Raw genomic sequence first — 12,212 nt, 5'->3', positions numbered from 1 at the left:
TCTGCGGCGCTATTTGAGGCATCACCTATTAATATATTTCCGTCTGTAACGGTATTTATGGTTGTGATTTGATTGTCAATATAATTTTTAGTTGCGGCATCTTGTGCGTCAGTTGGGTCTACAACATTGATCAGTTTGTTAGACCCTAAAGAAACATCTGTAGCAGCATCAGCAAACCCACTTAAAGGAATGTTTGTTTTGTCAAGTTTTACATTAGTAATTGCCCCATCCGCAACATCTGCAGTTGCAATGGTGGCGTCTGCTATTTTATCTGTAGTTACGGCATCAACTGCCAGTTTGCTATTTATAATTCCACCATCGGCAACAGAAATGCCAACAGCCTCTAACAATGCGCCTACCCCAGGCGTTGCACCACTAAGCAGTATAGAAGCATCATCTACCGTTAAATCTTGACCTGTAATATTTGCAGCGTCCAAAAGACCCCATTCTACATTAGTACCAGCTGCATTCGTTTTTAAAATTTCGTTTGACGCCCCAAATTGGATTTTGTTTGGTGTTACGGCAAATTCAGTAAGGTGGATATTCTCAACGCTTGTTTCCCCAAGTTCATCTTTGCCTATAGCATCTGAGGCTATTCTATTTCTAGTTATGGATCTTTCAAGGATCGATAGGCCATGAATTCGGTCTACTTCAATATTTACACTATAAGGTGCCGTTTTTGTTAATTTAATTCCACTTACAGGCAAACCAAAGGGACCTGTGTAATTGCTAGTAAAAGTAGGGATGGCAAAGTTGGTTTCGGCCCCATCTGCATTGGTAAAGGTATAGGTATTGTCGCCGTGATCTTCCAAGCCAATATCGCCTGCATTTTCTGCCTCACAAAGATTAATCCAAATAGTGCCATTAAAATAATGAACACAAGCAGTATCTATATTGTAGATCAATGCACCATAAAGTGGTGTCATTGCATTCATTTGGGTGGTGTTAATGCGTGTAATTACAAATGCCTTAGAGGTGCTTTCTAATTCTAAAACTGAATTTGTATGAATATTTTGTGGGTTTTCGCCAATTTTTACTTGCCCCATAACGCCGGTAATCAGGCATAGGCCAAAGAATAATCCAAAAACTAATTTTTTCATAATAAGCAATTTAGGGGGCTAACTAATAATCAAACAAAAATAACCGAAACCAATGGTTGTACCTAATACTTAAGCTAAAATACAATTGTGTCCGACAAATGGTATGTCTTAGGAAAGGGCTACTTAAAATTCTATTTCTGAGGTTTCATAAGCTCTTTGGTTAGCTTTAAAAATGCGAGCCGTATGCGTACCCATTAGCCTGATTTGAGAATTTGTGACCAGTAAATAACTCCCCTCTCTTAAGCCAACAACGGGGGTGTTGTTAAAACAATGAAACTCTTTGATTCGGGTTTCTCGTGTTTCTCCATTGTGTGTGCTGTTCGGGATGGGGTCTAAATAATGTGCATTAATATTAAAAGGCACAAGCTGCATTGTTTTAAAACTTGGTGGATATACAATAGGCATGTCATTGGTGGTTTGCATAGAAATACCTGCAATATTGCTACCTGCACTGGTACCCATATAAGGCGTACCACTTTCAATTTTAGCCTTTAACACCTCTAAAATAGAAAAACTGTAAAGTTGTTCTACGAGTAAAAATGTATTGCCGCCACCACAAAAAAAAGCTTCGGCATTGGCAATGCCTTCTTCCTTATTGCTAAAGCTGTGCAAACCAACAACCTCCTTGTCTATTTTAGCAAAAGCGGTTGCAGCTATTTTTGTATAGGTGTCATGGGGTATGCCTCCCGGCCTTGCAAAGGGGATAAAAGTGATGGTTTTTATATCTTTGAAAAAAACAGCGAGATCATCTAGTAAATAATCTAAATAATTGGCGCCAAAGAGGGTAGATGTACTAGCTAACAATAACTTTTTCATAGCATTTTGTATAATGCAGAGGCGTATAGCCCTTGCTTGAGTTCAATTTTACAAATTAACAAAAGTTTAATGGTTCTCTATTTTTTTTGAATGTAAATTGCAAATACGTACCTTTAATAGGGAATACCCATAAACATAGGACGCGCCTTGTACAATTTGGTCGGGTTCTTTAAAATTAAACAAAAACGAATAGATGAAAAGAAAATTACTTGTGTTGTTTCTGCTAGTTGCCATTACAAACCTTATTGCGCAAGATGCTGACCGAAGCCTTTTGCGAGGAACTGTGATCTACAGAGATATTAATGTTCCAGGTTTAGATGTGATTAATATAACAGCAGAAAGTGCCACAATTACGGATGAGGATGGTGATTTTACCATTGCGGTTAAATTGGGAGATCAGCTTGCCTTTACCGCTGTAAATTATCAGATACAAATAGTGACAATTTCCCAAGAAATTTTAACCAAAAACCGATTGGTGATAGATGTAAAGGAAAAGGTGACAGAGCTAGATGAGGTTGTGGTGAGTCCTGAGGATCAACAAAAATTTATAAACCTTAAAAATGAAGAATTTAAAGAATTTGAATACGAACAAGATGAGACCACTGAATTTATAAACATTGCCCAGTCCGATACAGATCGCGGTATGGCAAACGGGATCAACTTTGTCAATATTTTTAAAGCGCTTTTGAAATCTAAAAAAGACAAAAAAGACGCCAACGTGCCACAATTAAAACTAAGTACAGTTTTAAGACAGGTGTATGAGGACGATTTTTTTGTAACCGATTTAGGATTGTCCCAAGATAATATTGATGCTTTTTTACAGTATTGTGATGATAAAATTCCGTCTCAAGATTTGTTGAAAAAGGACAATGAATTTCAATTGATAGATTTTCTAGTAACACATAGTAAAACGTACTTAAAATTATAGTGCTTGAAGAATTTTACACTCCTTTTTTGTTGTTTACTATTTAGTGTTTCATTGCTTGCGCAAAAATCCATTGCCAAGAATCTGGAGGGTACCGTAGTTTCTAAAAGTGAAGATATTGCAGGTGTTCATGTTATAAATTTAACGAATGAAAAAGCGACAATAACGAGCAGTAACGGATTTTTTTCAATTGCTGCTAGTGTCAATGATACCTTAGTGTTTTCTGCTGTACAGTATAAAAAAGTGTACACTATCGTGACTCAAAATATCCTTTTGCAAGAGAATTATATTGTCTACCTGCGCGATGAGGTAACCGAGTTAGATGAGGTGGTATTAGACCAAAGGACTTTAGTGACAGCGGAGAGCTTGGGGCTTCCCAATGCCGATGTAGCCATACTGCCGCAAAGTGAACGTTTGTTGTATGATGCGGACCATGGTAAGCTCTTTCCAACCATACTAAGCCTTAATTTTAATAAACTGCTAAATCGGATAACAGGACGTACTAAGATGTTAAAAGCAAGGGTAGCCAGAGATCAGCAATATGCGCGCTCCCAAGAGATACGGAATTCTTATGCAGATTCTATTTTTATAACAGACTTAAAAATACCCAAACTAAGAATTGAAGAGTTTATGCTTTTCTGTGAAGCAGATGCCAGTTTTAGCGAGCTCTCTACATCTGAAAACGATTTTATTATTTGGGATTTTCTAATTAAAAAAAGCATTGCTTTTCAAGAAAATGACAACCTCGAGACTATAAAAGAATAAGCCCCATACCTTAGGTATAGGGCTTTGTAGTATTAAGCAATCTTTTGTAATTGTTCGGTTATGGTTTTAGACCATTTTTTTATAGCTTCTAACTCTCCGTTTAATTGGAGATTATCTTCAGCATTATAAAACTCTAGTTTGCGATCAACTTTGTTTTGCTTCGACAAAAATTGTAAATCCAATGTTTTGATTTCACTAAAACTAGATTTATTATGATTGTTCCTGCTGCTTTGTAGTATTTTGCAATCTTGAAACTCTGCCAAATTAATGACTTGTTCGTCTTCATGTGTTTTTGTTTTTTTATAAAAGAACACATAGTTTTTGGCAAGGTCCATTCCAATTATAAAATCGCCAGAATACTCATACGTTGCAATGGAGCAACTGTATCTGTTTGCTATTTCTTTTAATGCATTAAGCATATTATTTTCTGCTTTTTTCTTCGTTCTAAGAATAAAAACAAAGGGAATTATACATAGTGCTGCTACTACAGCCCCTATGATGGTACTTTCTTGATCCATTTTTTTTATTTTAAATTGTGAATAGGAATATGGGCGCTGTTAATTAGCACAGCGCCTAGTCGTTAGTGTCCAAAGCATAGTACTGCTTAGACAAGTAAAAATGGATTACCAAAAATAATGGAACGGAAAAATAATACTAGCCTTTCTATAGAGACTAAAAAAGTTAGTCGGACTTTTGGTGTATTGTTGAAATAATGCACCCCCACGTAGTTCTGTTATTTTTGTTGCAGCAGCCCACTTTGTAGTAATTTTAAGGTCTGGTACGGGGGAATTTGTAAGCGTGTTTGCTGTGTTTTCTGGGGCCGCAATAGAATAGGCAAAAAGATTGGATGTAACGGTTGGGGAGGTAGCCTTTTTTTGTACCGTATTGGTAGATGTGCCGCTAGCAATCGTTGTTGAATGTAAACTAGTAACCGTAATTATTGCGGTGCAATAAACGACAGCTACTAAAATGAATCCCAACTGTTTTACAATACTTTTCACAAGTCAAAGTTAGTTAAGAAAAAAAAATAATTGCTTTTTTTAGCTTAAAATTATGATTTGTTTAAACAATCGTTCACACTGTTAATTCCGGCAATGCTTTCAGAGAGCACCACCAAGGTGTCCTTGGCCTCTATTACAGTAGATCCGTTTGGGGTTAAAAACTTATCATTCCTCTTTATCATGGCTATAATTGCATTTTTAGGGAACCCTAAATCAACTATCTTTTTATCTACGGCGTAACAATTTTCTGTAATTTCTATCTCTTTCATAGCAGTTTTTGGCATGTCAGAAATAAATTTATCCATTTCTGTTATTACTTTTACCTTTTCAGGGAGTCCAACTTTTAGCCACTTTGCAACAATAGCTAAGGTGGTACCTTGAATTAATACAGAGGTAACGGAGATAAAGAATACGATATTAAAGATAATACTTGCTTTGTCTATCCCAGCCAATAGGGGATAGGTGGCAAAAACAATAGGTACCGCACCACGCAAGCCAACCCATGAAATATAAAAGCGCCTTCTTAATTTCATTTTAAAGAAAATAAGACTTAGAAATACACCCACAGGACGGGCAATAAAAATTAGGAACAATGAAATTAACATGCCTATTCCGGCATAAGGAAGCACTTCTGAAGGAAAAACAAGTAAGCCAAGGGTGAGGAATAAAACAATTTGCATAAGCCATGCTAAACCGTCGTACATTTTTAAAATTGTTTTCTTGTGTATTAAGTCCTGGTTGCCCAAATAAACTGCACAAATATATATGGCTAAAAAGCCATTTCCGCCTACAAAATCAGTAGCAGAAAAGGTAATAAACATTAAAGCGATGACCAGTACTGGGTAAAGCCCCTCAAACCCAAGTTGAATTTTATTTATAATTAGTTTGCTAAGTTTTCCAAATGCAAAACCGGCAATTCCGCCGAAAATCATTTGTTGTAGAAATAACAAGATTATCGCAGAAAAACTTTGGTCTTGGTTAACCACTAAGCTTAAAAATGCAATGGTTAATACATACGCCATTGGGTCATTACTACCACTTTCTAACTCCAAAGTTGGTCTTAAATTGGTTTTAAGAGCAAGGCTTTTAGAGCGTAAAATAGAGAATACGGCAGCAGCATCTGTTGAAGATACAATAGAGCCAAGTAGCATGCTTTCATAAATGGTGAAATCTGTCACATACCAAACAAAGGTACCTAGTGAAACAGCTGTGAGTAAAACACCTAGGGTAGACAAAAGAATACCTTCTCTCAGAATGGGTTTTACCGTGGGCCAATGGGTGTCTAATCCTCCAGAAAACAAGATAAAGTTAAGGGAAATAATACCAATGAACTGCGCCATTTTGGGGTCGTTAAATCGAATACCGCCAATGCCGTCTGAACCAGCGAGCATACCAATGGCTAAAAAGAGAATCAATGTGGGGACACCAAATTTATACGATGTTTTCCCTACTACAATACTTAAAAAAAGCAACAACGATCCAATTAATAGTATGTTCTCAATGGTTAGGTTCATTCTTTTTTGAATTAGGTTTAGCTCAGGCAAATATACTAGTTCTTGTTTGTGCACTTATATTTCAATTCAATTTTTATTTATTGTTTCTCTTAAAGGAACTTTTGAATTGAGGAGATGGAGTGTTGGGGTTAGCTTAAACCCTCCTAAAACTCTTTGGTGAAAAATGGTTATGTGTTTGTTTTTGGATAGAGCCAAGCTCTAATTCTAAGGTTTAAGTGAATCTATTTATTGCGACTTCAAGCTTGTATTGCTGCTATGTTTTTCTTTTTCCTCTATATTATGGCATACCAATTGCTTACTTTTGACTAAATAAAAATGGATCCCATGCTGAAAAAAAGGTTTTTAATTTTGGTTTTACCGCTTTTGGCTTTTGTAGCCGTTCATAAGTTTTATGTGAGTGTTACCAATATAAATTATTCTGAGAAAGAAAATTCGCTCCAAATAACATCACGAGTTTTTATCGATGATTTTGATTTGTTGTTGAAAGAAAGATATGGGTTTACCGCTAATTTGGCTACAAAAGTAGAAGATAAAGAGGCAGAATCCTATATTGAAAAATATACAAAGACTAAATTTCATATTACTATAAATAACGTGGCTGTTCCTGTTAATTATATTGGGAGAGAGTATGACAATGATGTGGTGATACTGTATTTAGAAGTAGAAGATGTAGTACTGGCTAAAATGAAAAGTATTGAAATAGAGAATGGGATGTTGACCGACTTGTTTGAAGAACAAAAAAACTTGGTTCATTTTAAATACAATGGGGCCAAGAAAAGTTTTGTGCTTATAAAAGGAAATAATAAAGGAATGTTAAAATTCTGAGAGACTTTAACAAATCGCTAAAAAAGTGTTAATTTTCGGCGACTTAAAAAAAACTAAAATGAATAAAATCAAGTATTATTTAACGGCTGTCGTTTTCTTGTTTGCTACCGTAGCAATGGTGCAGGCACAGGAAAAAACAGAACGAGAAGCTGGTCATGAAAATCAAGGTAAATTTAGACAAATGTATCAGGAGTTCTCTACTCCCAATACCTATAGGTCTGCCTCTGGTGCACCAGGACCAGATTATTATCAACAACAAGCCAATTACAAAATGGATATTGAGTTGGATGATAAAAATGCAAAAATATATGGGGAAGAAACCATTACATATATTAACAATTCACCAGATGATTTAGAATATTTATGGGTACAGTTAGATCAAAACGTACGTGAAAAAGGGACTAAATCTGACTTGAGAAATAGTTCTCAACTATCTGGGGCAATGCAAGCAAGTGAATTTGCAGGCAACCATTTGTCAGCTGGTTTTGATGGAGGATTTAAAATACAATTCGTTAAAGATGCTAGTGGTAAAGATTTACCATATACCATTAATCAAACGATGATGCGTATTGATTTGCCTACGGCACTTAAGAGTAAGGATGAAGTTTCATTTTCTATAAAATGGTGGTATAATATTCCAGATCATACGGTAAGTAGAGCAAGATCTGGTTATGAGTATTTCCCTAAGGATGGCAACAGAGCCTTTGTAATAGCGCAGTTTTTTCCAAGAATGGCTGTATATAGTGATGTAGAAGGATGGCAGAATCACCAGTTTTGGGGAAGTGGAGAGTTTGCACTTCCTTTTGGAGATTATGAGGTAAATATTACAGTACCTGCAGACCATATTCTAGATGCAACTGGGGTGCTTCAAAATAGAAAAGATGTATTTTCTAAAGAAATGATGAAGCGTTATGAGAAAGCTACAAAGTCTTTTGATGAGCCCGTACTTATTGTAACCCAAAAAGAAGCAGAAGCTGCTGAAAAATCTTTTTCGGAAAAAAAGAAAACCTGGAAGTTTAAAGCTGAAAATGTAAGAGATTATGGCTTTGCTACATCGCGTAAGTTTATCTGGGATATGCAAAACGTTCAATTGAGTAATGGAAAAACATCTATGGCGGTATCGTTATACCCTAAAGAAGGAAATCCATTGTGGGAAGAGTATTCTACCAAAGCAGTTGCGCATACATTGCGTTCATTTTCTGCACATACCTTTGATTATCCTTATCCTAAAGCTATTTCAGTTCATGCCAAAAACCAAGGTATGGAATACCCAATGATCTGCTGGAACTATGGAAGACCAAACGAAGATGGTACCTATTCTGATAGAGTAAAGTACGGAATGATTAGTGTAATTATTCACGAAGTAGGTCACAACTTCTTCCCTATGATTGTTAACTCGGACGAGCGACAATGGGGATGGATGGATGAAGGTTTAGATACTTTTATGCAATATGTGGCAGAACAAGAGTTTGGGGAAACATTTCCTGCAGCAATTGCGCCAAACACAAAGTACCCGTCAAGAAGGGGAGAGCCTTCTAAGATAGTACCTTATATGGCAGGTGACCAACAGTATATCACCCCTATAATGGCCAATCCAGAAAACGTATTTCAATTGGGTAATAATGCATATGGTAAACCTGCTACAGCATTAAATATTTTAAGAGAAACAGTAATGGGTAAAGAGTTGTTTGATCACGCTTTTAAAACTTATGCGAATCGATGGAAATTTAAACACCCAACACCAGAAGATTTTTTCCGTACTATGGAAGATGCATCTGCCGTAGATTTGGATTATTTCTGGAGAGGATGGTTTTATACCACAGACTATGTGGATATAGGAGTAAAAGAAGTGAAGAAATTTCAAGTTTCTACCAAGCCACCAAAACAAATAAGAGATGTTATGGAACAACGTAATCTTAAGTTAGAAGATTTACCTCCTTTGGTATTTTTAGCAGAGGTAGATGGTGAAGATTACGATGCGAGCTTAAAAGGAAAAAATCCTTCGGAAATATCTAAAACGCTTAAGGAGTATATGATGGATAACCTTTCAGCCGCTGAAAGAGCCGCTGTAAAAGAGCCAAAATTCTTTTATGAGGTTACCTTTAACAAGCCCGGTGGTATTCCTATGCCGTTAATTGTAGAGTATACTTACGCAGACGGTACTACTGAAAATATTACGTACCCAGCTGAAATCTGGAGAATGAGTGATAAAGAAGTAAAAAGAGTAGTTTCTTCTCAAAAAGAATTGGTAGGTATTGTGGTAGATCCTAAGGCAGAAACTGCTGATATAGATACAACAAACAATAGCTGGCCAATGAAAGAACAAGAATCTGGCTTCGATAAATTTAAAGGGAATATTAAAAAATAAATTGCCTAAAATAAAAAGTAAGCCCCACTCTGAATAAATATTCAAGATGTGGGGCTTTTTTTATGGTGCAAATAAAACTTCTGATTATATTTGTGATATGTATTCAACAATTTTCTTATTTATTAGCGGAGGTGAGATTTTCTTCATTATGTTTATTGTAGTGATGGTCTTTGGTGCTGATAAAATTCCAGGCATAGCTAAAGGCCTAGGAAAAGGTATGCGGCAATTGAAAGATGCTACAGAAGATATAAAACAAGAAATTACCAAAAGTGCAGATAAACAGGGTATAGATACGAGTTTTACCAAAGATATTAAGGCTGGTATAGACAAAGTAAAAGAGAATGTTAAAGATGTTACGGGCGTAATTAAGAGGAAATAATTTTATGCTAGAAAAACTCTTGCAATGGGACAGAGATACTTTTGTTTATCTAAACAATCTAGGTCTTGAGGAGTATGATTATTTCTGGTCTATTGTAACTAACATTAGCACGTGGATTCCCTTATACCTATTATTTTTTATCCTTTTTTTTATAAAGCGTCCAAAAAAGGAAGCAATTGTAATGTCTGCTACAGTACTGCTTATGTTTTTATTTGTTTTGTTGTTTACAGACTTGACAAAAAATATAGTAGAGCGGTTACGGCCTAGTAACGATGAAGCCATTAATGATTTAATACGAATATTAAAAACGCCTACAGATTTTAGTTTCTTTTCTGGGCACGCATCTAGTTCTTTTGCAATAACTACAATAGTTGTTCTTCTCTTAAAAAATAAAATGAAGTGGGTTTGGGTATTTTATATCTGGCCTTTATTGTTTTGCTTAAGTAGAATTTATGTTGGTGTACATTTTCCAATAGATCTATTGGTAGGCGCCCTGGTAGGTGTGCTGTGCGCACTTCTGTTTTACTATCTGTACAATAAGCTTATAAAACCCTACTTACTGTAAGTCCGTCTCTAATTGGGAGTAATACCGTTTCTACTCTTGGATCTTCTTTTAATTTTTTATTGTAATCTAACAACACTTTGGTGGCAATATCTTTAGGGTTTACTGGCTCTATTACCTTTCCGGACCACAATACATTGTCTGAGAGAATAATACTACCCGGTTTTGTCTTTTGTAAAACTGCTTCAAAATATTCAGGATAACTTCTTTTTTCTGCGTCGATAAAAACTAAATCAAAGATAAGGTCAAGGGTTGGAATAATTGTTAAGGCATCCCCTGTATGGGCGGTAATAGCATGACCATACTCGCTTTTTTGAAAATATTTTTGTTGAATGCTACTGAGTTCCTCATTAACATCAATGGTATGTAATGCTCCATTTTTTTGCAAGCCTTCTGCAAGGCATAGGGCAGAATAGCCTGTATAGGTGCCTATTTCTAAGATGTTTTTAGGATGCATAATTTTAGAGAGCATACTAAGTACACGCCCTTGAAAATGGCCTGTAAGCATTCGCGGTTGAATCACTTTTAAATGGGTTTCTCGGGTAAGCTCTTGCAATACTTTGGGTTCGTCTTCAGAACTATTGGTAATATAGCTTTCTAATAAGGGTGATAAAAAATGCATATAAATGTTTTTGCAAAAATAGTTATTTTGAATGCTTATTTTTGAATAAAAATAAAGGGATGCAGTTTAAAAATACCTTGGCATTTGCAAAAGAGCTCGATGAAAAAGATTCTTTGCGGAACTATAGAAATGAATTTCACTTTCCAAAAATAAATGGTGAGGATGCTATTTATTTTACAGGAAACTCCTTAGGCTTACAACCTAAACGCGCACAAAAATTTGTGACAGCGGTTATGGAAGATTGGGCCAATTTAGGCGTAGAGGGGCATTTTTATGCAGAAAAACCATGGTGGGATTACCATGAAAGATTAGCAGCTCCTATGGCAAAATTACTAGGTGCAAAAACGGAAGAGGTGTGTGTTATGAATACCCTAACCGTAAACCTGCATTTTTTATTAGTTTCCTTTTATAGACCTACCAAAAAAAGATATAAAATTATATGTGAAGAAAAGGCTTTTCCGTCCGATCAATACATGTTAGATAGCCAAGTTAAGTTTCATGGTTATGATCCCAATGCTGCCATTGTTACCGTAGCAAAGAGAGCGGGTGAACATTTTTGGCGTACAGAAGACGTGCTGGCTAAAATTGATGAGGTGGGAGATGAATTGGCCTTGGTGCTTATTGGTGGTGTTAATTACTATAACGGACAGGTGTTTGATATGGAAACAATTACCAAAGCAGGGCATAAGGTAGGCGCCTTTGTGGGATGGGATCTAGCACATGCTGCAGGGAATATTGCATTAAACCTTCACGATTGGCAGGTAGATTTTGCATCCTGGTGCAGCTATAAGTACATTAATAGTGGCCCGGGAAATGCATCGGGTGTTTATGTGAATGAAAAACATCTAAAAGATGACAGTATTCCAAGGTTTGAAGGTTGGTGGGGTACCAAAAAAGAATCACGATTTTTAATGAAACCCACTTTTCAATCTACACATACGGCAGATTCATGGCAAATAAGTAACCCTCCTATATTGGCAATGGCGCCTTACTTAGCCTCCTTAGAGTTGTTTGATGAGGTAGGTATGCCTAGGTTGATTGAAAAGCGAGACCTTATTGTAAGCTATTTAGAGTTTGTGCTGCAAGAAATAGACAAGGAAGTGGAAGAAGCTTCTTTTGAAATAATTACCCCTAAAGATAGAGGTTGTCAGTTGTCTGTGCTGTTGCACGGACAAGGAAAAGAATTGTTTAATTACCTTATGAAAAATGGAGTCATAACAGATTGGCGTGAGCCAAACGTTATTCGTCTAGCTCCGGCACCTTTTTATTGTTCTTATGAAGATATGTATCGGTTTGGACAAATACTGAAAGCAGGGATTTTGCGGCAGTCGTAAG

General features: G+C 36.2%; 12 protein-coding genes and 1 pseudogene. 7 read left to right on the top strand and 6 right to left on the bottom strand.

Features of this window, described 5'->3' with window-relative positions; translation table 11 throughout:
- Positions 1-1,100, bottom strand: a pseudogene (locus tag MWU65_RS14870) (hypothetical protein); the annotation flags it as partial.
- A gap of 123 nt (positions 1,101-1,223) precedes the next feature.
- The gene (gene pepE / locus MWU65_RS14865; protein WP_247079207.1) at positions 1,224-1,916 is read right to left on the bottom strand and encodes a dipeptidase PepE; all 693 of its coding nucleotides are present in this window, start codon (positions 1,914-1,916) and stop codon (positions 1,224-1,226) included.
- Between the two features lie 193 nt (positions 1,917-2,109).
- Here pepE and MWU65_RS14860 point away from each other — a divergent pair, with 193 nt between their 5' ends.
- Together MWU65_RS14860 and MWU65_RS14855 are read left to right on the top strand one after the other, a co-directional pair.
- Complete coding sequence (locus MWU65_RS14860; RefSeq protein ID WP_247079206.1) at positions 2,110-2,844, top strand: carboxypeptidase-like regulatory domain-containing protein; 735 nt, start codon at positions 2,110-2,112, stop codon at positions 2,842-2,844.
- A 3-nt stretch (positions 2,845-2,847) separates the two neighbouring features.
- Entirely contained in the window at positions 2,848-3,606 is a 759-nt protein-coding gene (locus MWU65_RS14855; protein ID WP_247079203.1) for a carboxypeptidase-like regulatory domain-containing protein, read from the top strand.
- Positions 3,607-3,638: 32 nt separating this feature from the next.
- Here MWU65_RS14855 and MWU65_RS14850 read toward each other — a convergent pair whose 3' ends face one another.
- The 3 genes from MWU65_RS14850 to MWU65_RS14840 all read right to left on the bottom strand — a co-directional run bounded on the left by MWU65_RS14850 (position 3,639) and on the right by MWU65_RS14840 (position 6,121).
- Positions 3,639-4,124, bottom strand: a complete 486-nt coding sequence (locus MWU65_RS14850) for a hypothetical protein (protein ID WP_247079201.1) — start codon at positions 4,122-4,124, stop codon at positions 3,639-3,641.
- 105 nt (positions 4,125-4,229) lie between these two features.
- Positions 4,230-4,607: a hypothetical protein gene (locus MWU65_RS14845; RefSeq protein WP_247079199.1), complete on the bottom strand. Its 378-nt coding sequence runs from the start codon at positions 4,605-4,607 to the stop codon at positions 4,230-4,232.
- 50 nt (positions 4,608-4,657) lie between these two features.
- Entirely contained in the window at positions 4,658-6,121 is a 1,464-nt protein-coding gene (locus MWU65_RS14840) for a potassium/proton antiporter (RefSeq protein WP_247079198.1), read from the bottom strand.
- Between the two features lie 324 nt (positions 6,122-6,445).
- On the opposite strand from MWU65_RS14840, the gene MWU65_RS14835 reads away from it, so the two are divergent.
- The 4 genes from MWU65_RS14835 to MWU65_RS14820 all read left to right on the top strand — a co-directional run bounded on the left by MWU65_RS14835 (position 6,446) and on the right by MWU65_RS14820 (position 10,258).
- Positions 6,446-6,946: a DUF6702 family protein gene (locus MWU65_RS14835; RefSeq protein ID WP_247079197.1), complete on the top strand. Its 501-nt coding sequence runs from the start codon at positions 6,446-6,448 to the stop codon at positions 6,944-6,946.
- Between the two features lie 58 nt (positions 6,947-7,004).
- On the top strand, positions 7,005-9,314 hold the full coding sequence (locus MWU65_RS14830; protein WP_247079196.1) for a M1 family metallopeptidase: 2,310 nt from the start codon (positions 7,005-7,007) through the stop codon (positions 9,312-9,314).
- 97 nt (positions 9,315-9,411) lie between these two features.
- Complete coding sequence (locus tag MWU65_RS14825; protein ID WP_247079195.1) at positions 9,412-9,693, top strand: twin-arginine translocase TatA/TatE family subunit; 282 nt, start codon at positions 9,412-9,414, stop codon at positions 9,691-9,693.
- A gap of 4 nt (positions 9,694-9,697) precedes the next feature.
- Positions 9,698-10,258 (top strand): phosphatase PAP2 family protein, encoded by a 561-nt coding sequence (locus MWU65_RS14820; RefSeq protein WP_247079194.1) that lies wholly within the window; start codon positions 9,698-9,700, stop codon positions 10,256-10,258.
- On the opposite strand, the gene MWU65_RS14815 is transcribed toward MWU65_RS14820, so the two are convergent.
- Entirely contained in the window at positions 10,236-10,877 is a 642-nt protein-coding gene (locus MWU65_RS14815) for an O-methyltransferase (protein ID WP_247079193.1), read from the bottom strand. The genes MWU65_RS14820 and MWU65_RS14815 overlap by 23 nt on opposite strands.
- 59 nt (positions 10,878-10,936) lie before the next feature.
- Between MWU65_RS14815 and kynU the strand changes: the two genes are divergently transcribed.
- The gene (gene kynU, locus MWU65_RS14810; protein ID WP_247079191.1) at positions 10,937-12,211 is read left to right on the top strand and encodes a kynureninase; all 1,275 of its coding nucleotides are present in this window, start codon (positions 10,937-10,939) and stop codon (positions 12,209-12,211) included.
- The last annotated feature ends 1 nt before the right edge of the window (position 12,212 follow it).

The sequence above is a fragment of the Cellulophaga sp. F20128 genome (assembly GCF_023015805.1).
Classification (GTDB): domain Bacteria; phylum Bacteroidota; class Bacteroidia; order Flavobacteriales; family Flavobacteriaceae; genus Cellulophaga.
Note: the sequence above shows the minus strand (reverse complement) of the source record. Positions and strands in the feature narration are given on the sequence as shown.